General features: G+C 73.4%; 26 protein-coding genes. 10 read left to right on the top strand and 16 right to left on the bottom strand.

Translation table 11 applies throughout. The features are described from left to right. Positions 1–14 precede the first annotated feature (14 nt). From ABZY20_RS21870 to ABZY20_RS21880, 3 genes are read right to left on the bottom strand one after another with little or no spacing between them, the layout of a single operon-like run. The gene (locus ABZY20_RS21870) at positions 15–428 is read right to left on the bottom strand and encodes a PRC-barrel domain-containing protein (protein WP_356443176.1); all 414 of its coding nucleotides are present in this window, start codon (positions 426–428) and stop codon (positions 15–17) included. Then, positions 425–1,009, bottom strand: a complete 585-nt coding sequence (locus ABZY20_RS21875; RefSeq protein WP_356443177.1) for a PRC-barrel domain-containing protein — start codon at positions 1,007–1,009, stop codon at positions 425–427. The genes ABZY20_RS21870 and ABZY20_RS21875 overlap by 4 nt, the downstream gene beginning before the upstream one ends. Then, on the bottom strand, positions 1,006–1,146 hold the full coding sequence (locus ABZY20_RS21880) for a hypothetical protein (RefSeq protein WP_356443178.1): 141 nt from the start codon (positions 1,144–1,146) through the stop codon (positions 1,006–1,008). The genes ABZY20_RS21875 and ABZY20_RS21880 overlap by 4 nt, the downstream gene beginning before the upstream one ends. A gap of 185 nt (positions 1,147–1,331) precedes the next feature. On the opposite strand from ABZY20_RS21880, the gene ABZY20_RS21885 reads away from it, so the two are divergent. Continuing rightward, positions 1,332–1,796 (top strand): ATP-binding protein, encoded by a 465-nt coding sequence (locus ABZY20_RS21885; protein ID WP_356443179.1) that lies wholly within the window; start codon positions 1,332–1,334, stop codon positions 1,794–1,796. Positions 1,797–1,937: 141 nt separating this feature from the next. Here the strand turns inward: ABZY20_RS21885 and ABZY20_RS21890 are convergent, their stop codons facing one another. Further along, entirely contained in the window at positions 1,938–2,825 is an 888-nt protein-coding gene (locus ABZY20_RS21890) for an RNA polymerase sigma factor SigF (protein ID WP_356443259.1), read from the bottom strand. A 271-nt stretch (positions 2,826–3,096) separates the two neighbouring features. On the opposite strand from ABZY20_RS21890, the gene ABZY20_RS21895 reads away from it, so the two are divergent. Continuing rightward, positions 3,097–3,519 (top strand): helix-turn-helix transcriptional regulator, encoded by a 423-nt coding sequence (locus ABZY20_RS21895; RefSeq protein ID WP_356443180.1) that lies wholly within the window; start codon positions 3,097–3,099, stop codon positions 3,517–3,519. A gap of 22 nt (positions 3,520–3,541) precedes the next feature. Here ABZY20_RS21895 and ABZY20_RS21900 read toward each other — a convergent pair whose 3' ends face one another. Further along, positions 3,542–4,144 (bottom strand): ATP-dependent Clp protease proteolytic subunit, encoded by a 603-nt coding sequence (locus ABZY20_RS21900; protein ID WP_356443181.1) that lies wholly within the window; start codon positions 4,142–4,144, stop codon positions 3,542–3,544. Next, a complete protein-coding gene (locus tag ABZY20_RS21905; RefSeq protein WP_356443182.1) occupies positions 4,144–4,785 on the bottom strand; it encodes an ATP-dependent Clp protease proteolytic subunit in 642 nt (213 codons plus the stop codon). Before ABZY20_RS21905 ends, ABZY20_RS21900 begins: the two co-directional genes overlap by 1 nt. A gap of 371 nt (positions 4,786–5,156) precedes the next feature. Between ABZY20_RS21905 and ABZY20_RS21910 the strand changes: the two genes are divergently transcribed. Next, positions 5,157–5,639: a VOC family protein gene (locus tag ABZY20_RS21910; RefSeq protein ID WP_356443183.1), complete on the top strand. Its 483-nt coding sequence runs from the start codon at positions 5,157–5,159 to the stop codon at positions 5,637–5,639. Positions 5,640–5,680: 41 nt separating this feature from the next. Here ABZY20_RS21910 and ABZY20_RS21915 read toward each other — a convergent pair whose 3' ends face one another. Then, a complete protein-coding gene (locus ABZY20_RS21915) occupies positions 5,681–6,556 on the bottom strand; it encodes an aminoglycoside phosphotransferase family protein (RefSeq protein ID WP_356443184.1) in 876 nt (291 codons plus the stop codon). Between the two features lie 32 nt (positions 6,557–6,588). Beyond that, positions 6,589–7,533: an SGNH/GDSL hydrolase family protein gene (locus ABZY20_RS21920; RefSeq protein ID WP_356443185.1), complete on the bottom strand. Its 945-nt coding sequence runs from the start codon at positions 7,531–7,533 to the stop codon at positions 6,589–6,591. 155 nt (positions 7,534–7,688) lie between these two features. Between ABZY20_RS21920 and ABZY20_RS21925 the strand changes: the two genes are divergently transcribed. Together ABZY20_RS21925 and ABZY20_RS21930 are read left to right on the top strand one after the other, a co-directional pair. Next, positions 7,689–8,495, top strand: a complete 807-nt coding sequence (locus tag ABZY20_RS21925) for a VOC family protein (RefSeq protein ID WP_356443186.1) — start codon at positions 7,689–7,691, stop codon at positions 8,493–8,495. Positions 8,496–8,546: 51 nt separating this feature from the next. After that, positions 8,547–9,254: a ribonuclease H gene (locus ABZY20_RS21930; protein ID WP_356443187.1), complete on the top strand. Its 708-nt coding sequence runs from the start codon at positions 8,547–8,549 to the stop codon at positions 9,252–9,254. On the opposite strand, the gene ABZY20_RS21935 is transcribed toward ABZY20_RS21930, so the two are convergent. Both ABZY20_RS21935 and ABZY20_RS21940 read right to left on the bottom strand, forming a co-directional pair. Next, a complete protein-coding gene (locus tag ABZY20_RS21935) occupies positions 9,255–10,076 on the bottom strand; it encodes a tyrosinase family protein (RefSeq protein ID WP_356443188.1) in 822 nt (273 codons plus the stop codon). A gap of 46 nt (positions 10,077–10,122) precedes the next feature. Further along, positions 10,123–10,491 carry a tyrosinase cofactor gene (locus ABZY20_RS21940; RefSeq protein ID WP_356443189.1) on the bottom strand — a complete coding sequence of 123 codons (369 nt, stop codon included), beginning with the start codon at positions 10,489–10,491 and terminating at the stop codon, positions 10,123–10,125. Positions 10,492–10,833: 342 nt separating this feature from the next. On the opposite strand from ABZY20_RS21940, the gene ABZY20_RS21945 reads away from it, so the two are divergent. After that, on the top strand, positions 10,834–12,045 hold the full coding sequence (locus tag ABZY20_RS21945) for an FAD-dependent monooxygenase (protein WP_356443190.1): 1,212 nt from the start codon (positions 10,834–10,836) through the stop codon (positions 12,043–12,045). 48 nt (positions 12,046–12,093) lie between these two features. Here the strand turns inward: ABZY20_RS21945 and ABZY20_RS21950 are convergent, their stop codons facing one another. After that, on the bottom strand, positions 12,094–13,824 hold the full coding sequence (locus ABZY20_RS21950) for a cholesterol oxidase substrate-binding domain-containing protein (RefSeq protein ID WP_356443191.1): 1,731 nt from the start codon (positions 13,822–13,824) through the stop codon (positions 12,094–12,096). A 155-nt stretch (positions 13,825–13,979) separates the two neighbouring features. On the opposite strand from ABZY20_RS21950, the gene ABZY20_RS21955 reads away from it, so the two are divergent. Beyond that, on the top strand, positions 13,980–14,963 hold the full coding sequence (locus tag ABZY20_RS21955; protein WP_356443192.1) for an aldo/keto reductase: 984 nt from the start codon (positions 13,980–13,982) through the stop codon (positions 14,961–14,963). 15 nt (positions 14,964–14,978) lie between these two features. On the opposite strand, the gene ABZY20_RS21960 is transcribed toward ABZY20_RS21955, so the two are convergent. Next, positions 14,979–15,326 carry a hypothetical protein gene (locus tag ABZY20_RS21960; protein WP_356443193.1) on the bottom strand — a complete coding sequence of 116 codons (348 nt, stop codon included), beginning with the start codon at positions 15,324–15,326 and terminating at the stop codon, positions 14,979–14,981. 148 nt (positions 15,327–15,474) lie between these two features. Between ABZY20_RS21960 and ABZY20_RS21965 the strand changes: the two genes are divergently transcribed. Next, on the top strand, positions 15,475–15,972 hold the full coding sequence (locus tag ABZY20_RS21965; protein ID WP_356443194.1) for a DUF6328 family protein: 498 nt from the start codon (positions 15,475–15,477) through the stop codon (positions 15,970–15,972). A gap of 79 nt (positions 15,973–16,051) precedes the next feature. On the opposite strand, the gene ABZY20_RS21970 is transcribed toward ABZY20_RS21965, so the two are convergent. Both ABZY20_RS21970 and ABZY20_RS21975 read right to left on the bottom strand, forming a co-directional pair. Continuing rightward, positions 16,052–16,477, bottom strand: coding sequence for an SsgA family sporulation/cell division regulator (locus ABZY20_RS21970; RefSeq protein WP_356443195.1), 426 nt, complete (start codon positions 16,475–16,477; stop codon positions 16,052–16,054). A gap of 62 nt (positions 16,478–16,539) precedes the next feature. After that, entirely contained in the window at positions 16,540–17,580 is a 1,041-nt protein-coding gene (locus ABZY20_RS21975) for a hypothetical protein (protein WP_356443196.1), read from the bottom strand. Positions 17,581–17,730: 150 nt separating this feature from the next. Here ABZY20_RS21975 and ABZY20_RS21980 point away from each other — a divergent pair, with 150 nt between their 5' ends. Next, on the top strand, positions 17,731–18,423 hold the full coding sequence (locus ABZY20_RS21980; protein ID WP_356443197.1) for a hypothetical protein: 693 nt from the start codon (positions 17,731–17,733) through the stop codon (positions 18,421–18,423). Here ABZY20_RS21980 and ABZY20_RS21985 read toward each other — a convergent pair. Continuing rightward, complete coding sequence (locus ABZY20_RS21985; RefSeq protein WP_356443198.1) at positions 18,320–19,291, bottom strand: LLM class F420-dependent oxidoreductase; 972 nt, start codon at positions 19,289–19,291, stop codon at positions 18,320–18,322. The genes ABZY20_RS21980 and ABZY20_RS21985 overlap by 104 nt on opposite strands. A 73-nt stretch (positions 19,292–19,364) precedes the next feature. On the opposite strand from ABZY20_RS21985, the gene ABZY20_RS21990 reads away from it, so the two are divergent. After that, on the top strand, positions 19,365–20,795 hold the full coding sequence (locus tag ABZY20_RS21990) for a serine hydrolase (RefSeq protein ID WP_356443199.1): 1,431 nt from the start codon (positions 19,365–19,367) through the stop codon (positions 20,793–20,795). On the opposite strand, the gene ABZY20_RS21995 is transcribed toward ABZY20_RS21990, so the two are convergent. Continuing rightward, positions 20,787–22,448 (bottom strand): serine/threonine-protein kinase, encoded by a 1,662-nt coding sequence (locus ABZY20_RS21995; protein WP_356443200.1) that lies wholly within the window; start codon positions 22,446–22,448, stop codon positions 20,787–20,789. The genes ABZY20_RS21990 and ABZY20_RS21995 overlap by 9 nt on opposite strands. Positions 22,449–22,595 lie beyond the last annotated feature (147 nt).

A 22,595-nucleotide genomic window follows, 5' to 3' on the forward strand; every position in this document is an offset into this window, starting at 1 on the left:
CCAGGGCGGGCCGGTCAGGCGGCCCGCACGACCAGGGCGTAGTCGCCGAGCCCGAGCAGCCGGTCGGCCGGCAGATCGCCCTCGGCGGTGCGGACCGCCTCCAGGCGGCCGGTCTCCGGTTCGAAGGCGACGTCCTGGACCGTGCCCAGCCGGTCGCCGGTCTCGGCGAGGATCCGCAGGCCCTGCAACTCGTGGTGCGGCGGCACCTGCGCCGGGGGCGCGGCCGAGCGGACCAGCACGGCGTCCGGGCCCAGCGCGTGCAGGGCGCCCCAGGGCAGCACCGTGTCCTTGCGGTGCCGCCCCCGCACCCGGACATGGGTGACCACACCGGACGCGGCGTCGACCGTCAGCGACCGCACGACGCCCAGCTCCTCCGCCTCCTCCAGCGTCAGCACGGGCAGGCCCCGCGCCTGCGAGAGCAGCATCACGACGGCGTCCCCTTCCGCTCGGCCCGGTAGGCGCCGATCCGGGCGACGAAGTCCGCCAGGTCGTCGGCGACGTAGCGGACGGCGTCCGACGGGATCACCAGGGCCCGGCCGGACACGGCGAGCGTCTCGCCGCGCGGCACGTACACCCGGTGCCGGCGGCGCCGGGAGCCCTGCACCAGCGCCTTGCCCGCCGCGATCCGGAAGCCCACGACCCGGCCGCTGGTACCGCCCTCGACGACCACGTCGAGCACCGTGCCCACCTCGGCGCCCTCGTCGGTCAGCACCTTCGCGTGCAGCACCCGGCCCTGCTGCGCCTCGCGGCGCGCCACCACGACGGAGGTGTCCTGCAGCGCGAGGGCGTCGCGGACCATGACGGCGTCCCGGCCCAGCGCGTGCACCCCCGCCCAGGGCAGGCTCTGCTTCAGCGGGCCCGACAGCAGTCCCCGGCCGCTGAGCGTGAACCCCGTGATGCGCCCGGCCCCGGCGTCGAAGACGGTGTCCTTGATCTGTGCGACGGCGTCACCGCCCAGCGTGACCACCGGGAGGGTCGTCAGGCTGCGCGCCGCCATCAGCTCGTTCATCGCACGCCCTTCCCACCGGGCCTGCGCCGCACCGCGATGACCGTCCCCGACCGCCGGCCGGCCTGCACCGCGAGCGTCACCAAGGTGACGGCGGCGAGCGCCGCGATCACCACGACCAGCCATATCCACCAGGCCACCAGGCACCTCCGGCGATCGGGCCCGGCCCCACGGCCGGCCCTGACTCCTTCCGGGTGCCCCGCCCGCGGGGGAGAATGCCCTCGGCGCCGGACGGGCGGAGACCTGTCAGGACTGTGACGCCCGGCTCGGGGTACGAGCATGGATGCAGAGCGTCCGGCCAGTCCGGCTTCCCAGAGAGAAACCTATGATCGACCACCTGGACGGGGCAGTGATACCGACTGGTTTCGACGTGCCCGTGGAACCGCTGCGGCGGGCGGCACACTACTCCGGCGAGCAGGGCTGCATCGCCGAGGCGCGGTCCTTCGCCGCGCTCTTCCTCGACCAGCTCAGGACCGAGTGGTGTGCGGGCATCGACGAGCGCGTCGAGGGTGCCGTGCAGCTGGTGGTGAGCGAGCTGGTCACCAACGCCGACCGCCACAGCAACGGGCCGTACATCCTGGAGCTCGTCGGCACCGACGCCGCGGTGACGGTGACGGTCTACGACAGCAGCTCCGCCCTGCCCCGCGTCTTCCCCCGCAATCCCGAGCGCATCGGCCGGCACGGACTGGAGATCGTCCACGCCCTCGCCGAGCAGGTCAGCGTCGAGCGCGTGCCGGTGGGCAAGCGGGTGCGCGCCGTGCTGCCGCTGGCCGCCGAGAGCGGTGGATGACCCGCTGACCAGCCGTCGAGCCGTCCAGGTCGTGCGGTTCACGCCGCGTGAACACGCCTGCGCTGTGAGAGTGCGAACAGGTGCGGGCGCCGTCCCACTCCCGCGTGGAGGACGGCACCCGCACCTGTTCGCGGCCCGCTGTCAGGCGCAGCCGAGTTCCCCCAGCATGCCCTGACGCAGCCGGGTGATGATCCGCTTGATCAGGCGGGAGACGTGCATCTGGGAGCAGCCGAGCCGCTCACCGATCTCCGCCTGCGTGGCCTCCTCCACGAACCGCATGTGGATGATCTGCCGGTCGCGCTCGCTCAGCTCGGCCATGAGCGGGGCGAGCGAGTGGAAGTCCTCGACGAGCCGCAGCCCGTCCTCCTCCACCCCGATGAAGTCGGCCAGCACGGCCTCGCCGCCCTCGGGGCCGTCGCCGGTGAGCGCCGCGTCCAGCGACGACGAGTTGTACCCGTTCGCCGCGATCTGCCCCTCGACGACCTGGCTCTCGGAGATGTTCATCAGTGTGGCCAGCTCCGCGACCGTCGGCTCGCGGTCCAGCCGGCTGGCGAGCTCCTCGCGCGCCTTGGCCAGCTCCACGCGCAGCTCCTGCAGCCGCCGCGGCACGTGCACGGCCCACGTCGTGTCCCGGAAGAACCGCTTGATCTCGCCGACGATGTAGGGCAGGGCGAAGGAGGTGAACTCGACCTCGCGCGACAGCTCGAACCGGTCGATGGCCTTGATCAGGCCGATCATGCCGGTCTGGACGATGTCCTCCATGTCGTCGCCGCGTCCCCGGAAGCGGCCGGCCGCGAACCGCACGAGCGACATGTTCATCTCGATGAGCGTGTTGCGCGCGTACTGGTACTCGTGCGTGCCCTCTTCCAGCTCGGTGAGGCGCCGGAAGAACTGGCGGGACAGCTCCCGGGCGTCCCGGGGGGCGACGGAACGCGGGTCAACGACTCCCGGGAATGCTCCGTCACCCGTGCTGGCCTCGGCGTTCTTCTCAGCGGCCTGTGCCTTCGACCGGATCACGGCGGTCTCCATTACCTCTCCCACGAAAGTCACTGCGGACATCTGCCTAGGTCCTTCCGGGTTGCGAGTACCCGGGTCCGCGTGCACCATGCCTCCCTATTTCCCGGAGGGCGAAACCGGCGGCACACGCGCGCCCGCCGGACCATCCTCACCCCTTCGAGTGACCAGGGGCAAGGCGGGTCCCTCCGCCGGCCCGGCTGCCGGAGTCTTGCGTTCCGGTGATTCCACCCAGGGCGGAACGCCGGAGCCTTCCCCCGGCGGGCGCGATTCCTAGGCTGGAGAAGTGACCGATCACGTGCCGAACGAAGCCCGCATCCTCACCCTGCGTCCGCACGGCGCGCGCCCCGGCGCCGCCCCGCCCCGCCAGGGACCTCCGGCGCCCGCGGCGAAGGAGCCCCTCTGGCGCGACCTGGTGGGTGACGTCCTGCGCCGCGAGCGCCTCGCCCAGGAGCGCACACTGAAGGACGTCGCCGACGAGGCGCGGATCTCCATGCCGTACCTCTCGGAGGTGGAGCGGGGCCGCAAGGAGGCCTCCTCGGAGGTCCTCGCGGCCGCCGCCCACGCCCTCGGGCTGAGCCTGGGCGACCTGCTGTCCCGGGCCCACGGCGAGCTGACCCGCGCCACCTCGCGGTACCCGGGCAGCGCCCGCCGCGGCGTCGCGTCCCCGGCCACGTCCTCCCACGACGGACTGTGCCTGGCCGCCTGAGGCACGCCTGCCGGCCGGTGCCTCAGACCGTCTCGAGGCGCCGGCTGAGCACCTCGTCGGCCAGCCCGTAGGTCACCGCCTCCCGCGCGGTGAACACCTTGTCGCGGTCCATGTCCGCGCGCAGGGTCGCCACGTCGTGGTGGGTGTGCCGCGCCAGCACCTCCTCGACCTGGGAGCGGATCCGCACCATCTCCTTGGCCTGCAGGGTCAGGTCGGACACCATCCCGCGCTGCCCACCGCTCGCCGGCTGGCCGAGCAGCACGCGCGCGTGCTCCAGCACGAACCGCCGCCCGGGGTCCCCGCCGGCCAGCAGCACGGCCGCGGTGGAGGCCGCCTGCCCGACGCAGCACGTCGAGATCGGCGCCTTCACGTACGACATCGTGTCGTAGATCGCCATCAGCGAGGTGAACGAGCCGCCGGGGGAGTTGATGTAGACCGAGATCTCGCTGTCCGGGGCCGAGGACTCCAGATGGAGCAGCTGCGCGATGACGACGTTGGCGACGCCGTCGTCGATCTCGGTGCCGAGGAAGATGATCCGCTCGTTCAGCAGCCGGCTGAAGACGTCGAAGGAGCGCTCGCCCTGCGGGGTCCGCTCGATCACGTTCGGAATCGTGTAGCTCCCCATCACTGCAGCCCCATCCTGCGTCGCGTCGCCGCCGGGCGGACGTCCGCGAGGGACTCCACGACCCGGTCCACCATGCCGTACTGCCTGGCCTCCTCGGCCGTGAACCAGCGGTCCCGGTCGCCGTCCCGGGAGATGGTCTGCGGACTCTGCCCGGTGTGCTCGGCGGTGATCCGCTCGATGGTCCGCTTGGTGAACTCCAGGTTCTCCGCCTGGATCTCGATGTCCGCGGTGGTCCCGCCGATGCCGGCGGACGGCTGGTGCATCATGATCCGCGCGTTCGGCAGGGCGTAGCGCTTGCCGGGCGCGCCGACGCTGAGCAGGAACTGGCCCATGCTGGCCGCGAAGCCCATGGCCAGGGTCGACACGTCGTTGGGCACGAGCCGCATCGTGTCGTAGATGGCGAGGCCCGCGTGCACCGCGCCGCCGGGGCTGTTGATGTACAGGCTGATGTCGGTGCGCGGGTCCTCCGCGGACAGGATCAGCAACTGCGCGCAGACCCGGTTCGCGGAGACCTCGTCGACCTGGGTGCCCAGCAGCACGATGCGCTGCGCGAGCAACTGGGCGGCCAGGTGGTCGTCGAAGCGGGTCGGAGGGGTGTCGCCCTCCTCCGCCCGGGGGGCGAGTGCCGTGCGTGGAGTCATCGGTTCTCTCGTCTCTCCTCGTCGTGGCGCACCGTCCGCGGAACTGCCGCGGGCGGTGCCGTCGACTCCACTGTTGACCTCGCACGACGCCCGCAGGCGCTTTCTCTGCCCTGGGCAGATCCGCTGCCGGCAGAGCACCGCGCCCGGCCGGGGCGCCGCAACCGGCCGTGGAACAGCCGCACTTCGCCGGCCGGCCGTGCCGCCGCCGTCCCGCCGGACGGACGCTGTCCGTGGGCGACGGCGTCGGGTCCGGCCGCCGGTGCGCCCGGGTGTGCGGGCCGTCCGGACCATCCGTCCGGCGCGGACCGATGAGTTTCGGCGCGTACGGGGGTCGACACAGATGACAACGACCCGCTCCGCAGGAGGAACCCATGGCGTCCGACGGCTTCACCACGTGTCTCTGGTTCGACGGCCAGGCCGAGGAGGCGGCCCACTTCTACGTCTCGGTCTTCAAGAACTCCAGCATCGGCAAGATCGCGCGCTACCCCGAGGGCGCCCGCCAGCAGGCCGGAAACGTGATGACCGTCGAGTTCACGGCCAACGGTCACCGCTTCCTCGGGCTCAACGGCGGACCGCAGTTCACCTTCAACGAGGCGGTCTCCTTCATGATCTTCTGCGAGAACCAGGAGGAGATCGACTACTACTGGGCCAAGCTCATCGAGAACGGCGGCGAGCCCGGCCCCTGCGGCTGGCTCAAGGACCGGTACGGCGTGTCCTGGCAGGTCGTCCCGGACCGGCTGGACGCGATGATCACCGACCCTGATCCGGCGAAGGCGGCCCGGGTGGCCGAGGCGTTCATGGCGATGAGCAAGTTCGACATCGCCGCCCTGGAGAAGGCCTACGCCGGGGAGTGACACCGCCGCCCCGCAGGGGCGGGTCCGCCCCGGCCCCGCCCCTACGCCGCCTCCGCCAGGACCTCCCTGATCACGTGCCGGGAGTTCTCCGCGACCGGCGGGTTGGTCTCCCAGTAGTACGGCAGCGCGACGACGGCGATCGACAGGGCCCAGCCCCGGCCCCGCGCCCACTCGGCGTCATCCGCGCCCACGGCCTCGCGGAAGGCGCCGCGGGCCCCGGCCGGGAGCAGGCACCACGCGCTGATCAGGTCGACGGCGGGATCGCCCACCCCCACCGTGCCGAAGTCGATCACCGCGCGCAGCCGCCCGCCCGAGACGAGCAGGTTCCCCGCCATCAGATCGCCGTGGGCCCATACGGGCGGCCCGGAGTGCTCCGGGACCCGCAGCGCCTCCTCCCACAGGCGGGTCAGGGCCGCGGTGTCCACCCGACCCTCCAGCAGCGCGAGCGCCTCCCGCACCGAGTCGTCCCGCCGCGCCAGCGGCCCGCCCCGGTAGCCCGGGGGCCCGTCCGACGCGTCGATCCGGCGCAGGGCGGTGACGTACGCCCCCAGGTCCGCGGCGAGCGGTCCGGGCGCTTCCAGCGCGCCGGGCACCGGGTTGCGGCCCTCCAGCCAGCCGTACACCGACCAGGGCCACGGGAAGCCCTCGCCGGGCCGGCCGCGGCCGAGGGGGACGGGCGAGGCGGCAGGCAGGTCCGGGCCGAGCCGGGGCAGCCAGCGCAGTTCGTGTGTGACGGCCTCGACCGCGCGGGGGTGCCGGGGCAGCCGTACGACCTTGTCCGCGCCGAGGCGGAACATGGCGTTCTCGGTGCCGGAGGACTCCAGGCGCCGCAGGGGCAGCCCCGCCCACCGCGGGAACTGGTCCGCGACCAGCCGGGCGACGAGCGGCACGTCGAGGTCCACCTCGTCCTGATGCATGCGTACCGGGCACATGGCACCCATTCGAGCCGTCAACGCGCCCACTGTCGAACGGTTTTGGTGACGGCCCGGGCCATCCGCAGGATGCCGGGGGAGCGCACCGGGCAGGGCTTCGGGCGGGACGTGGTGGGTGCCAGGCAGAAGTGCAGGTGGTCGTCGTCGCGGTGCAGGGCCGTGCGGTCGCGGGACGGCTCGGTGCAGTAGCCGGGGTGGGCGCGCTCGTAGGCGGTGCACGGCAGGTACCGCGTCCAGGCGTACCGGTCGCCGGCCGGGCTCACCGCCTTCCCGGCGTCGGCGACGAGGTCCCCGGAGGCGGCGGCCTGCCGCGCGTAGAGGGCGTTGACGCGCCGGATCCGGTCGGGGGTGATCGGGTCGGGGCCCTGGGACACCCAGACGATCCTCGGGCGCCTCGGGCCCCGGGCGGCGGTGATCTGCTCGGTGAGCCTGCGGGCGTCGGCGGCGTAGCGGGTGAAGTACCGGGCCGGGGACCCGTCGTGGGTGATGCCGTCCATGCACGGCGTGTAGCCCCAGGAGTTGCCCCAGAACTGCAGCACCACGACGTCGGGCCGCAGTCTCCGCACCAGCGCGGCGGCCTTGTCGGCGGCCGGCACCAGCGAGCGCTCGGACGTGCCCTCCAGGTAGTCGCACAGCGTGGTTCCGGAGTACGGGGCGCCGGTGTACTCCGCGCCGAGCTGCTCCCGCAACTCCCGGCCGAGGACCTCCTGGTTCTCCATGGCCAGGGAGTCGCCGAGGTACAGCACCCTGGGCGGCTTCTCCGGCTTCTCCGGCTTCTCCGGCTCTCCCGGCTCCCCAGGCTTCCCGGCGGGCGGGGCGGGTGAGGCAGGGGCGCGCTGGTGGGTGGTCGCCGACGCGCGCGGCGCGGCCGGCGCCGGCTCCTGGGGCGCGGACGCCGGATCCGCGCACCCGCCGAGCAGCAGCGCGCCCAGCACCACCCCCACGCACCACGGCTTGCGCATACGGCAACTCCCGCCCCCGCCACCGAAACGGCACCCAGGCAAACACAGCCCGGCCCCGGGGGGAAGGCGTCCGCCGGACGTTCGGCGCGCGAGGCGGCCGACGGGTGACTAGCGTGAGGAAAGGGACCCGTCACCCATCCGGAGAGGGCGCAGCCATGGCCGTGCAACCTGAAGGAACCCCCTGCTGGGCCGACGCGATGTTCGGCGACCTCGAAGGCGCCAAGAGCTTCTACGGGGACGTCCTAGGCTGGACGTTCGGCGAGTCGTCGCCGGAGTACGGCAACTACACCCAGGCCTACGCCGACGGCAAGGCGGTCGCCGCCGTCGTCCCGCCCATGCCCGGCCAGGGCGGCGAGGAGGAGCGGCCCCAGTGGTGCCTGTACCTGGCGGCCCGGGACGCCTCCGCCACCGCGGACCGGATCCGCGAGCACGGCGGGCAGGTCCTGATGGAGCCGATGCAGGTCGCGGACTTCGGCAGCATGTGCCTGGCCCGCGACCCGGGCGGTGTCGTCTTCGGCGTCTGGCAGGCCGGCAGCCACGAGGGCTTCGAGGTGATCGGTGAGCCGGGCGCCTACGTGTGGGCGGAGATCTACACCCGCGAGCCCGCGAAGTCCGACGCGTTCTTCCCGGCCGTCTTCTCCTACCGGCAGCGGGACATGGAGGACGACCAGATGGACTTCCGGGTCTACGACCTGGGCGACCGCAGCGTGCTGGGCCGGATGAGGATGACGGAGGACTTCCCGCCCGAGGTGCCGCCCTACATCAACGTCTACTTCGCCGTCGAGGACTGCGACGAGGCCGTGGCCCGGGCCACCAAGCTCGGCGGTGTGCTGCGGTTCGGTCCGATGACCATGGCGTTCGGCCGGTTCGCCGCGCTCAGCGACCCGCAGGGCGCGCACTTCTCGGTCATCGACACCACGAAGACCGAGGGCGAGATGCCGAAGCTGACCGACGTGGGATAGCACCGGACGCCGGGGCGGCCCTCCGGGCCGGACGGCCGGCCCGCCCATGGCATGATCGAGCCCATGCGTGAACGAGTGGTGGCCGCGTGCGACGGGGCTTCGAAGGGAAACCCGGGCCCGGCGGCGTGGGCCTGGGTGATCGCCGACGCCGCCGAGAGCCCGGTGCGTTGGGAGGCCGGTCCGCTGGGCAGGGCCACCAACAACGTCGCCGAGCTCACCGCGCTGGAGCGCCTGCTGGCGGCCACCGACCCGGCCGTGCCGCTGGAGATCCGGATGGACTCGCAGTACGCGATGAAGGCCGTCACCACCTGGCTGCCCGGCTGGAAGCGCAACGGCTGGAAGACGGCCGCCGGCAAGCCGGTCGCCAACCAGGAGCTCGTCGTGCGCATCGACGAACTCCTCGACGGCCGCTCGGTGGAGTTCCGCTACGTGCCCGCCCACCAGGTCGACGGCGACCGGCTCAACGACTTCGCCGACCGCGCCGCCAGCCAGGCCGCCACGGTCCAGGAACCGGCGGGCAGCGGCCTCGGTTCCCCCGAGCCGCCGCCCGCCCCGGACACCCCGGCGAAGACCCCGCGGCCCCGCACACGCACCTCCCCGGCCCGCGCCGCGAAGACCGCGAAGGGCTCCTCGCGCACCATCAAGGCCAAGTTCCCCGGCCGCTGCCAGTGCGGCCGCCCGTACGCGGCCGGCGAGTCCATCGCCAAGAACGACAGCGGCTGGGGCCACCCGGAGTGCCGCGCCGGCGCGGCGGTCTGATCAGCTGTCGAAGGTGTAGTGCGGCGTGTGGTCCAGCAGGTCCGCCGGGCTCGTGTCGTGCCACGGCCGCATCGTCTCGCGCAGGTCGATCACGTCCGGCGTGCCCGCGGCCGGCAGATAGCCCGCGTCCGGGTGGCGGCGCTGCCACTCGGCCCACAGCTTGTCGATGTAGGCGTGGTGCAGCCAGAACACCGGGTCGTTCGGCGAGACGCCGGTGGCCATCTGCCCGCCGACCCACACATGGACGCGGTTGTGCAGATTGACGCCCCGCCACCCCTCCAGGTGGTTGCGGAACCCGTCCGAGGCGCTGTTCCAGGGCGCCGTGTCGTAGACCGGCATGGCGAGCACGGACTCCACCTGCGCCCGGGTCGGCAGCTCCCGCACGGCGGTGCCGAGCGAGCGGCGCAGGAACGTCCGGCCGTCGACCCGGACGTTGATCGGCCAGTCGCCCGTGGAGGCGGCGAACGGCCCCTCCGACACCCGGCCGTCCCGCTCGCGCCCGGTGCCCCCGAGGAAGTCGGGTGCCCACAGCGAGGAGCGCGGGGAGCGGTCGGCGGTCCAGTCCCAGTACGGCAGTGTCACCGACGCGTCGACCGACTGCAGGGCCCGCTCGAACTCCAGCAGGAATCTGCGGTGCCAGGGCAGGAAGGACGGCGAGCGGTGTCCCGTCCGCTCGCCGTCGTCGGTGTCGGCGACGATGAAGGCGTTGTGCGTCGTGACGAACTCGTCGTAGCGGCCGCTGCGCTTGAGTTCGATCAGCGCGGCGACGAAGCGCCGCTTCTCGTCGGCGGTCAGGGTGGACTGGTTCTTGCGGACTGCCATGTGCGGGTGCTCCAGGTGCGGTGCGGTACGGGCCGGTCGGGACGGGTCAGTTGGCGGGGAAGGGCAGCAGCGGCGCGCCCTGCAGCTCGTCCACCGCGGCGCGCGCGGCGGCCCGCGGGGTGGGCACCGGGGCGTAGTGGCTGACGACGCTGATCCAGGTCCCGTCGGCGTTGCGCATCACGTGCAGCTCCACCCCGTCGACGAACACGGCGTAGCCCGCGCCGTGGTGGTGGTGACCGGACGCGGCCGGCCGGCCCTGTATCCGGCGGCCCTGGTAGACCTCGTCGAAGGCGCCGGGGGAGTCGTGGTGGTGTCCGGCGGCCGCCGCGGCGGGCGTGGCGGCCGGCAGGGCGCCGGCCGCACCGGCGAGGGCGGCCGCGGCGGTGAGCGCACGGCGACGGCTGAGCTCCGGCATACGGATCTCCTGGGGGTTCGTTCGGCTGATGGCACCCCATGCCTACCGGCCCGTCAGGATCCGGGAGAAAACCGCGCGAGCCGGTTGGCCGTGATCCGGGCAATTCCCCTTATGTCATGCAAGGTTGAACGAAGATGATCTTGCTGTCGCGGCCCTGCCGACCGACCTGGACGGGGAAATTCCGCCCGCGAGGACTCCCGGGGCGGATGTTTCTCCCCGCACCCGTCACCGCCCGTGGCGCGCGTCACGCCCGGAAAGTGACGCGAAACGGCGCTCCGCCCGATGACGCCCCCACCCTGCTACTCTGCGTCCGCAATCGACAGCTCTCGGTAATCCTCAGGGGTGCGCGTGAAGGTCGCCTGTGTCGGTGGCGGGCCCGCCGGTCTGTATCTCTCGATCCTGCTCAAGCGGCAGGACCCGTCCCACGACATCACCGTCTACGAACGCGACCCGGAGGGATCGACCTACGGCTGGGGCGTGACGTACTGGCGCGAACTGCTCGACCGGCTCCACGAGCAGGACCCGGAGTCGGCGCGCGCCCTCGACGCCGGCTCGGTCCGGTGGCGCGACGGCGTCGCCCACGTGGGGGACCTGACGACCCGGCACAGCGGCGACGAAGGACACGGCATCGGCCGCCACCGCCTGCTGGAGATCCTCGCCGGCCGGGCCCGCGACCTCGGGGTGCGCCTGGAGTACGAGCGCGAGATCACGGCCGCCGACCTGCCCTCCGGCGCCGACCTGGTCGTCGCCGCCGACGGCGTCCGCAGCGCCCTGCGCACCCGGCACGCCGCGCACTTCGGGACCCGCCTCACCCCCGGCCGCAACCACTACGTCTGGCTCGGCACCACCCAGGTCTTCGACGCCTTCACCTTCGCCTTCGTGGAGACCGCCCACGGCTGGATCTGGTGCTACGGCTACGGCTACGGCCCCGACCGCAGCACCTGCGTCGTCGAATGCGCCCCCGAGACCTGGACCGGTCTCGGACTCGACCGCGCGAGCGAGGCCGACGGAAGGGCCGTGCTGGAGAAGCTCTTCGCCGGGGTGCTGGACGGCCACCCCCTGCTGGGCCGCCCGGGCGGCACCCCCTGGCAGACCTTCCGCACCCTCACCAACGACACCTGGCACCACGGCAATCTGGTGCTGCTCGGCGACGCCGCCCACACCACGCACTACTCCATCGGCGCGGGCACCACTCTCGCCCTGGAGGACGCCATCGCCCTGGCCGCCGCCCTCCACGAGGAGCCGGAACTCCCGCAGGCCCTGGCCCGCTACGAGCGGGAGCGCAGGGCGGCCCTTCTGCCGGTGCAGAGCGCGGCCCGCTACAGCGCCCAGTGGTACGAGAACCTCCCGCGCTACATCCAGCTGCCGCCGGAGCGCATGTTCGCCCTGCTCGGCCAGCGCCACTCACCCCTGCTGCCCTACGTCCCGCCGCAGCTGTACTACCGGCTCGACCGGGCGGCCGGACAGCTGGAGAGCCTGCGCCGGTTCAAGCGCTGGCTGGGCCCCAAGGTCGCCAGGGGCGTGCACGCGCGCTCCCTCGCGGCCCGCGACTGACCGCTGGGCGGCGCCCCGCCGCCCGGGGTGCCGTCAGCCCGCCCGGCCTCAGCCGAACAGCCGGTCCAGGAAGGCGTTGCCGTACACGCGGTGCGGGTCGAGCCGGTCCAGCACCGCGTCCGCCTCGGCCCACGCGGCCCGGCCGACCGCGTCCGGCACCACCGCGCCCAGCACCTCCGGGTCGCTCCACACGCCGTCGTCCGTGTACGCCCATCCCTTGGACCACTCCACGCGGGTGAGGGCGAACCCGCCGTCGAAGGCGCCCAGCAGGAACCGCTCGATCTCCCGCAGGAACGCCTCCGCGTCCGGTGTGCCCGGCAGCGTCAGCACGTCCAGCCACACGGCCGTGTCCCACTCGGGGTGGTCCGCGCGCGGCCGGAGCGCGGACAGCAGCGGCGGACGGGCCCCGGGCCACTCGGCGTCGCCCGGCTCGTCCAGGCCGGTCACCCGGATCTCCACCGAGCCGTTCACGGGGAAGCTGCCCCGGGCGGCGTACGCCGCGAGCCGCTCCCGGTAGAAGGCCGCGAACCCGGACACGACCCGCTGCACCTGCGCCCTGGAGGTGAGCACGGCGTACCCGTTCGCGTGCACCCGCAGCGTGCTGGGCTTCAGATACAGCAGGGTGTTCTTGGACGGCCCCCACAGGTCGGCCGACAGCGTCGCCACCAGTCCGAGCGCGGCCGCGTCGTACTGCGCCGCCCCGAGCACCGGCGCCAGGTACCAGGCCGCCTCCGAGGCCATCCGGCCGGCCAGCTCCGCGACCGGCGCCGGGACGTTGTCGGAGAACGGGTAGTTGTACGGCCGCGACACCTCCCGCGAGGCCGGCGGCCGGGTGGGGGAGACGCTCCACACCTTCAGCCAGGGGCGCTCGGTGAAGGCGAACCAGATCGCCTCGACCCGCCCGGCCTCGTCGAGGAAGTGCGCGAGGGTGCGGGTCTTGCCTGAGCCGGGCGCGGCGAAGAGCTCCGCGGCCGGGATGTCCGTGCGGCTGACGCACCGGAGGGCGGTGTCGCTCCCCACCCGCAGCACCACCTCGGTCACCAGGGACCGCCCGAGATGCGCGAGGAGCGCGGCGCCGTCCGCCTCGTCACGGTGGACGGTGCGCAGGACGTACGCGCCGGCGGACGCGTCCCAGACGACCGCCGTCAGCGACAGCACCAGGTTGCTGAGCGAGCCGTAGGTGTGCCCCGGGCGCCGACGCTCGCCCAGCGCGGGAACGCCGGTGCCGTGCCCGTCGACGGCCAGGACCCCGCCGAGGGTGAGCACGCCGGGCGCGGGAGCCGCCGTGACGCCGAGTCCGTGCTCCTCCAGGAAGGTGAGCAGGGCCTCCATGGTCACGCCGGTCCCGGCGCGCACCGCGTGCGGCGACTCCAGGGCGAGGCCGGTGAGGTGGGGGGCGGTGTCGACGAGGAGGACGGGCGCGCCGGAGCGGGTGCCCTCCGTGACCGTCAGCGGCGACCAGCCGTGCGAGGCGCCCCGGGCGCGCACCCGCCAGCCGTGCCGCCACGCCCAGTTGACGACGGTGACCACCTCGGCCGGGCTGCCCGGCGCGCAGGCCCACAGGCCGTCGGCGGTGATCTCGCCGACCCAGTTCCGGTACGCCGAGCGGTACAGCGCAACGTCCGCGGGGAAGTCCGGCAGCTCCGCGGCGGCGGCCGCCGGATCCGCGGGCAGGCCCGGCACGGCGGCCAGGGCGGCGGTGAGGAGGAAGCCCCGGCGCGTCCATGGGGAGGGCTCCGAGCGCGTCCAGGGGGAGGGCTCCAAGGGAAAGTTGCTCACTGAACCGGTTGTCACGTGCGGTCACGCTAGGGCGCGGTCGGCACCTGACGCGGACCTGCCGCCTCTTCTCACTCGTGTGGGTGAATTCGGCGAGGGTGCGGGCCCCGGAGGGACTCGTTCCGCGCGGGGCCGTGACGGATGACAGACTGACGCCCATGGACGAGCGCACATTCGACAGGTCGGGTCAGCACGCCTCCGTCGTCGGTCTCGGTACGTGGCAGCTGGGTGCCGACTGGGGAGACGTCGACGACAAGGAAGCCCGCGCGGTGCTGGAGGCGGCCGCCGAGTCCGGCGTGACCTTCTTCGACACCGCCGACGTGTACGGCGACGGCCGCAGCGAGCAGACCATCGCCGCGTTCCTCGGCGGGCGGCCCGACCTGCACGTCATGGTCGCCACCAAGATGGGCCGCCGGGTCGACCAGATCCCGCAGAACTACGTCCTCGACAACTTCCGCGCCTGGAACGACCGCTCCCGCCGCAACCTCGGCGTGGACCGGATCGACCTGGTGCAGCTGCACTGCCCGCCGACGCCCGTCTACTCCACGGACGAGGTGTTCGACGCGCTCGACACCCTGGTCGAGGAGGAGCGCGTCGCCGCGTACGGCGTCAGCGTCGAGACCTGCGCGGAGGCACTGACCGCGATCGCCCGGCCCCACGTGGCCAGCGTGCAGATCATCCTCAACCCGTTCCGCATGAAGCCCCTGCGCGAGGTGCTCCCGGCCGCCCGGGAGGCCGGCGTCGGCATCATCGCCCGCGTCCCGCTGGCTTCCGGCCTGCTGTCGGGCAAGTACACGCGGGACACCGTCTTCCCGGAGAACGACCACCGCGCCTACAACCGGCACGGCGAGGCCTTCGACGTGGGCGAGACCTTCTCCGGCGTCGACTACGCCACCGGTGTCGAGGCCGCCGCCGAGTTCGCGGCGCTCGCCCCCGAGGGATACACCCCGGCCCAGCTGGCCCTGCGCTGGATCATCGAGCAGCCCGGCGTGACGACCGTGATCCCGGGCGCCCGCTCACCCGAGCAGGCCCGGGCCAACGCGGCCGCCGCCCGGCTGCCGCAGCTGCCGGACGAGACGCTCGCGGCCATCGGCGACCTCTACGACCGGCGGATCAAGGACCAGGTGGAATCCCGCTGGTAGCGGACCCGCGGGACCTCACGGCTCCAGGAGCAGCTGCCTCTCCTGCTCCTGGTCGCCGGAGGCGGCGCCGTCGTCGCGTGCCGTGAAGGCCCGGGCGAGCGTGTCGCTCGCCCGCCGCACCGCCTCCGGTGAGCCCTGCACCGTGACCGTCACCGGAGCGGACAGCCGCCCGCCGCCCTCCCCGGTGTCCGCGGCGCCGCCCTCCGGCGTGGCGTCGCCGAACGTCGCCGTGCGCACCGTCGCGTCCTCGTCGCCGGGAAGCTCGTCCGGCGCCCCGAAGGCGCCTTCCAGAACCCGGACTACCGTACGTGCGTCGTCGGCGCCTCCGCCGCTGAGCGTCACCGTGAGCTGCGTTCCGGACATGCGTCCACGACCTCCTCGCGCTGTGCGTCTCTCGGCCCCTCCGTGTAACCGTCCCGTGATCGCTCAAACCGTCGGCCCAGTGAGGGACGACGGCCCTTTACGGGGCACACGGGAGAGGGAGAGTTCAGGTTTCACACAAGGAGGAGCAGTGTCCGACGTGGCAGAGGGTGGGGCCAAGCGCCGGGGGCGCAACGAGACCGAGGAGGAGAGAGCGGACCGGATGTGGCAGGAGCTCATCCAGGAGGTCCGTGTGGCCCAGATGGGCGTACAGATCCTGTTCGGATTCCTGCTGACGGTCGTCTTCACGGAGAAGTACGACGACCTGACCAGCACCGATCAGACGATCTACCTCGTCACGGTCGTTCTCGGCGCGTGCGCCACCGGGGCGCTCATCGGGCCGGTGTCCCTGCACCGCCTCGTCTCCGGACGGCAGATCAAGCCCCAGGCCGTGCGGGTGGCCTCGCGGCTGACGCTGCTCGGCCTCCTGCTGCTGCTCGCCACGACAACCGCGTCACTGCTGCTGATCCTGCGCGTGGCCACGCACGACGGCTTCGTCCCCTACCTGGTGGCGGGCGTGGTCGGCTGGTACCTGCTGTGCTGGTTCGTCCTGCCGCTGTGGATCAGGTACCGGTACACCTCCCAGTGAGGCGGGCCGCCGGTCGTGCGCCCGGCCGGGCACACGACCGGCGGGCACGGGGGCACGGCGGGCACGGGGGCTCCTCGTCTCAGCAGTCGGCGATGACGTCCGCCAGGAAGTCGTCCACATGAACCTCCTCGCTGCCGGGCGGCACCAGTTCGTGGGTCTCCCGCAGGAACGCGGCGAACGCCGGGGCCCACGCGAAGACCACCGCGTGGTGACGGCCGCCGTCGGGCCGGGCGTCGCCGAAGAACTCCATGCGCAGCTCCCGCCACATGCCGCGCGACTCCGGGCGCATCCGCACGTCGCCCACCCCGACCGGACGGCGCAGCGCGTCACCGAGCATCTCCCGGTCCAGCTGCCACCGGGCGAGCACACGGCCGTCGTGGCTGAAGACCACGGTGACGGCGAACGGGTCCGTGGTGTCGTAGCTGAGGTGGGCGAGCACGGAAAAGCGGTCCGTGTCGCCCGCCTGCAGCTGGACCACCAGGGTCTTGTGGACGAACGAGTTCACTGGGGGGCCTCCGGGAAGAACCGACGTAGAGACCTCTAGTACCCCCGATTGTCGCCTGATGCTCAGTCCTCCGGGTGATTCCCGCGGGCACCGCGCAGGGACCGGATGCAGACGGCCACGGCCCGCTGGAGCTCCTCCAGACGCTCGACCATGTCGTCCTCGTAGAAGTCCCCGGCGTCGTCGAAGGTCAGTTCCTCGAAGACCTTCGTCGCCTTCTGCAGGCTGCTGTAGAACTTGGTGCGCCGCTCCTGCACCCGCAGCCCCGGGTCGGCCTCCACGGCCTCCACCACCAGGGACTTCATGGTGCCGTACGCCTCGGTGGCCCACTCGCCGGCGTCCTCGTCCTCGTCCAGCTCGTCGAGGAGGGACAGGTGCCGCTCGGCCTCCCGGCGGAGATCGGCGGGCGCGTCGACGGTCTGCCCTGCCGGTGTCCTGATCAGGCCCGACTCGGCGATCTGGCGCACGTACCCGATGCGGTCGGCGGCCCTGCTCTCCCCGGCGACGGCCTTCTTCAGCTCGTCCGTGCGCACGACGTCCCGGGCCAGCTCGGACTGCAGCCCGGGATCCTCCCGGACCCGGTCCAGCAGTGCCTGGCGGGCCGCGCGGGCGGTGGAGGGGTCGGCGAGGATCGCGGCGCGCAGGGCGGTGGGGTTCTCCGCGACCTCCAGCGCCTTCGTGGGCCGGATGCCCTCCGCCGCGGCGGCCGCGGAGATGGCGGTGCCGCGTTCGGAGGTGGCGCCGTTGCGGGAGACGTAGTAGCCCAGCCAGACGTCGGCGTCCGGCAGTTCGACCTCCTGACCGGGCGTCAGGGCCTCGAAGTGCGGGACCAGACCGTCGTCGGCGGCGCGGTCCCACGCCTTGTAGTAGCGCATGACGCGGTCCGGGGAGCACCCGGCGAGTTCGGCGAACTCCTTCGCGGACACCTTCGGCGTCTCGTCCGCGGCCTGCCCGCCGGGCCGCACGCTGCGCGCCACCCTCAGCCCGAAGGCCCAGCCTCCGGTCCGGGCGTACGCCCCGAACTCCCGCGCGTCCCGCGCGACCGGCTCCGGGACCGGTGCCGGGGCGGTGTCGGACGTCTCGGGCGGGGTGAGGGCTACGGTCACGGACGACTCTCCAGGGGCATGCGGATCGGGCGGCACGAGGTGCGGGACGGAAGCCTAGCCGCACCCGCTGACCTCGGCGTTCACCGCCCGGCGCCGCCCCGGCCGAAAACCGCTTCCGCGGCCCGCGGCGGATGGGCGACGATACCCGGCATGGTGCGACCCGAGGCCGGCGCGGTGCCGCGCCGCTGCGCGGAATGCGGCGGATTCGAGTACGGCGGCGCCCCCGCCTGCGGGGTCTGCCGCGACCTCGTCGACGCCCTCGTGGAGGAGGAGTGGGCCGCCTTCCTGCGGCGGTGGGACGCCGCAGGCGCGGAGCAGGAGCGGGCGCTGGCCGAGATGGTCGCGGCCGAACCCGACCGGCACGACTGGCGGGTGGTGGACGCCGCACTCGACCGGCTGGTGTGCCCCGACTGCGCCGGCCCGCTGGGCCGCGGGCCCGCCGGCTGCCCCGCCTGCGACCGGGCGCACGGCTACCGCTTCGCCGCGATCGAGACGGACCGGCCGGGCGTCCCGCCCGGGAACGAGCACGCGATCCGCGTGAACGTCGCGGTGGTGCGCCGGCCGCAGGGCACGTCCGGGAACGAGGTGCTGGTGCGGCGCCTGCTGCTGCCCGTCCTGCTGGCCGGGTTACTGCCGACCACCGAGGAGGCGCAGCGGATGAGCGCACTCGTGAAGAAGAGCCCTCCCGGCGGGAGGGCTCGACTGGTCGGGCGTGCCGTCGAGGCGCTGGTGGCGGAGCTCAGCCGAACGCCTCCCGCAGCGCGGGCAGCAGGGTCTTCTCCGACCAGTCCAGATAGGCCGGCTGCGACTCGCCGCCGATCTGCACCAGGGCGATCTCGGTGAACCCGGCCTCGGCGTAGGGGCGGACGGCCTCCACGAACGCGTCCGGGTCGTCACCGCAGGGGATGGAGCCGGCGACGTCGTCGGGCCGGACGAACTGGGTCGCCGCCTCGAAGGAGTCCGGGTGCGGCAGCTCCGAGTTGACCTTCCAGCCGTTGCCGAACCAGCGGAACTGCGCGTGGGCCCGCTCGACCGCCGCGTCCCGGTCGGGGTCGTAGCAGACCGGGAGCTGGCCGACGCGGGGCTTGCCGGCACCGCCGTGCCGGTCGAACGCCTCCAGCAGCCCGGCCTTGGGCTCGGTGGCGATCACCAGGTCGGCCAGCCGGCCCGCGAGCGCACAGGAGCGCTCCCCGGAGACCGCGATCCCGATCGGCGGTGCCTGCTCCGGCAGGTCCCACAGCCGGGCCGACTCCACGTCGAAGTGGGTGCCGCGGTGATTGACGTGACCGCCGTCGAGCAGCGCACGGATGATCTCCACGGCCTCCTCGAACATCTCGTGCCGCACGTCGACGGACGGCCAGCCGCCGCCCACCACGTGCTCGTTGAGGTTCTCGCCCGAACCGAGACCCAGCCGGAACCGCCCCTCGCTCAGCAGCTGCAGCGTGGCCGCCTTCTGCGCCACCACAGCCGGGTGGTAGCGGAACGTCGGGCACGTCACGTAGGTCATGAGCGGAATACGCGACGTGGCCTGGGCGGCCGCCCCGAGCACGGCCCACGCGTACGGCGAGTGGCCCTGCGAGCGCAACCAGGGGAAGTAGTGGTCCGAGGTCACCGAGAAGTCGAAGCCCGCCTCCTCGGCCCGCACCACATGGTCGACGAGCTCGCGGGGGCCGGCCTGCTCGGTCATCATCGTGTATCCGATTCGCACCATGTCCGCCGGGTCCCCGGAGAGCGGGCCGGGAAACGGCTCGGTCAAGGTCCGCCGGCGGGTGCAGGATGCTTCCATGAGTGCCTCAGCCCTGCCGTCCTCCGGCCCCGCAGCCCAGGGTGTCGACGCCTCCGGCGTCCACGCCTTCCTCGACGCCCTCGAAACCGCCCCCGGGATCGAACCGCACAGCCTGATGATCATGCGGCACGGGCGGCTGGTCGCCTCCGGCTGGTGGGCGCCGTACACCCCCGGCCGCCCCCAGCTGCTGTACTCGCTCAGCAAGAGCTTCACCGGCACCGCCGCCGCCCTCGCCGAGGCCGAGGGACTGCTCGACTTCGACGCGCCGGTGATCTCGTACTTCCCGGAGTTCGAGGCCGACATCACCGACCCGCGCAGCCGGGCCATGCGCGTACGGCACGTGGCGTCCATGGCCAGCGGCCACGAGCACGAGACCGTCGACGAGGCCTTCGGCACGGACCCGGCGGAGCCCGTCCGGGGCTTCCTGCTGCAGCCGCCCGAGCGCGACCCGGGCACGGTCTTCGCCTACAACCAGCCCACCACCTACACCCTGGGCGCCATCGTGCAGCGCGCGTCCGGGCAGTCGCTCAGCGCCTACCTGCGGCCCCGGCTGCTGGATCCGCTGGGCGTCGGCGAGGTGTTCTGGCGCCGCGACCGCACCGGGCGCGAGCTCGGCTTCAGCGGTCTGCACGCCACCACCGACGCCGTGGCGCGGCTCGGGCAGCTGTATCTGCGCGACGGGGTCTGGAACGGCGAGCGGCTGCTGCCGGAGGGCTGGGCGGCCCGTGCCTCCCACCCGCACACCCCGACGGCCGGGGCCATGGGCGAGACGGACCGGGAGGACTGGCACCAGGGCTACGGCCACCAGTTCTGGCTGTCCCGGCACGGCTACCGCGGCGACGGCGCCTACGGCCAGTTCTGCCTGGTGCTGCCCGAGCACGACGCGGTGATCGCCACGACCGCGGCGACCGAGCGGATGCAGGAGATGCTCGACCTCGTCTGGAAGCACCTGCTGCCCGCCTTCGGGCCCGCGCCGCTGTCCGGGCGCGAGGCCGCCGACGCGAGCCTGCGCGAACGCCTCGACCGGCTGGCGCTGCCGGCCGTCGAGGGCAGCCCCGAACCGCCGGGCGGGGAAGCGGACTGGGCCGCCGGGCAGTTCACCGCCTCCGGCGGGGGCCCGGTCCGCACGGCCGCGCTCGCCCGCGACGCGGACGGCTGGACACTCACCCTCACCGGGGACGGCGACCGGCTCGGCCTGCGCTTCGGCGGGGACGGCTGGACGGTCGCCGAGGAGCCGCTGCCGACCGCGGTGAGCGGCGGCTGGAGCGACGCCGGCACGCTGTCCGTGGACGTGCTGTTCCTGGAGACCCCGCACCGCCTCGCGCTGACCTGCTCGCGGGCCGGCCGGACCCTCACCGCGCGCTGGTGCACCGAGCCGCTGCACGGCGGCCGGCTCACCTCCCTGCGCGCGCCGCGCGCCTCAGGCTGAGTCCGGCCGGAACGTCTTCAGGAAGGTGCGCAGCGCCTCCTGGCTCGCCTTGTCCTCCCAGTCGGCGTCCGGGGTCGTGAAACGCAGCGAGAAGCTGCGGCCCTCGCCGATCAGGAAGCCCCGGCCGAAGGTGTGCACCCGGGTGCCGCCGGCGTCCGCCCGCCACTCCATGTCGGCGGCCTCGCGCCCCTGGTACGTCGTCGCGCGGATCTCCCCGATCCGCTGGTAGTCGCCGGCCTGTTTGAGGTTCGGTTCGACGTCGTCCCGCCAGACGGCCACGGGGTCGGGGCCGACGCGAGCGCTGTAGGTGACGGCCAGGGTGCGGTCGTCGCCGTCGGCGCCGAACACCACGCGGTACGCCAGGTCGCCCTGCCGGTCGGTGTCCAGCCGCTCCCAGTGCTCGGGCAGGGCGACGGAGAAGCCCTCCGGCGCCTGGTAGCGGATGAAGCCGGCCGGCAGGGCGGTGGCCGGGGCGGACGGCGTGGGCGTCGGGGACGGGGAGGTGGGCGTGGGGGAGGGGGCGGGCGAGGTCGTGGGCGAGCCGGTCGGGTTGGGGGTGGCGGACGGGCCGGTGCCGTCCTGGCCGGTCCCCTCGCCCGGCGGGGCGGCGGTGGCCGGCGGCCGGGGCGGGGACTCGGCCGTGTCGCCGCCCGGGTCGCCGCCGGGCAGCCCCTGGGTCGCGGCGAGCACGGCGACGGCGACGGTGACCACCGCCAGGGCGGTGCCCGCGACCATGGTCCGTCTGCTCCAGGCCGGGCCGCCCGGCCGTATCGCGGCGTAGGCGCCGCGCAGCCGCGGTGCCGCCACCGAGCCCAGGCCCGCCTCGGGGTCCTCGCTGAGCGCCCGGGTCAGCGCCTCCCGCACCACCTGCCGGGTCAGCCGCTCCCGTGAGTCCTTGCGGAGCAGCCCCTGGACGACCTGGGCGAGCGGCCCGGCGCGCATCGGCGTGCGCAGCGGCAGCCGGTCGACGCCCTTGAGGGTGTTCTCCGGGCGCCCCCGGTCACGGAACGGCGGACGCCCCTCGACCATCGTGTAGAGGATCGCGCCCAGCGCCCACAGGTCGGCCGCCGGCCCGATGCGCTGGTCGCGGGCCTGCTCGGGGGAGGCGTACGCGGGCGCCGTGAGCCGGGGAGCGAGGGTCGCCCCGGCCAGGCCGAACCCGGTGACGACGACCGACTGGTCCTCCCGTACGAACACCTGGCCCGGGCTGAGCTCGGCGTGCGTGATGCCCTCCGCGTGCGCCGCGTCGAGCACGTCGAGCACCTCCAGGCCGATGCGCGCGGCCCGCACGTAGTTGAACGTGCCCTGCTCGGAGAGGAGTTCGCCGAGGGGGGTGCCGTCGATCCACTCGTTGACGGTCCACAGGGTGCCCGCCTCCTCGACGGCGTCGACGACCGTGGCGATCCGGCCGGGGCGCAGCAGCGCCATGGTCTCGGAGGTGCGCAGCAGCCGCGCGGCGGTCCGGCGCTCGGTTCCCACGGGGTCGTCGGGGAGCCCGACCTGCGTGACGAGGCACGGGCGGGAGATCTCACCGGCGCCGAGGTCCTCGGCGTACCAGCAGATGCGGTTGGTCTCGCGCTGGATGATCTCGAGCAGCCGGTACCGGCCGGCGACCAAATGGTGTGTGGAGACGTGCGCCCTGCCCATGGCCATCCCTCGCTGGAAACCTGGCTCTCACCTTTTCCAGAAGTACGCGGCGCGGGGGCTCGTGCGTTCAAACGGATCGCAACTCCGCGCGCATTGCTCACTTTTATTCAAAGCAAGGGAGCAAGTGTGCGAAAAGAAGCGGGGTTTGGGGGA

The sequence above is a fragment of the Streptomyces sp. NPDC006624 genome (assembly GCF_040611555.1).
Lineage (GTDB): Bacteria > Actinomycetota > Actinomycetes > Streptomycetales > Streptomycetaceae > Streptomyces.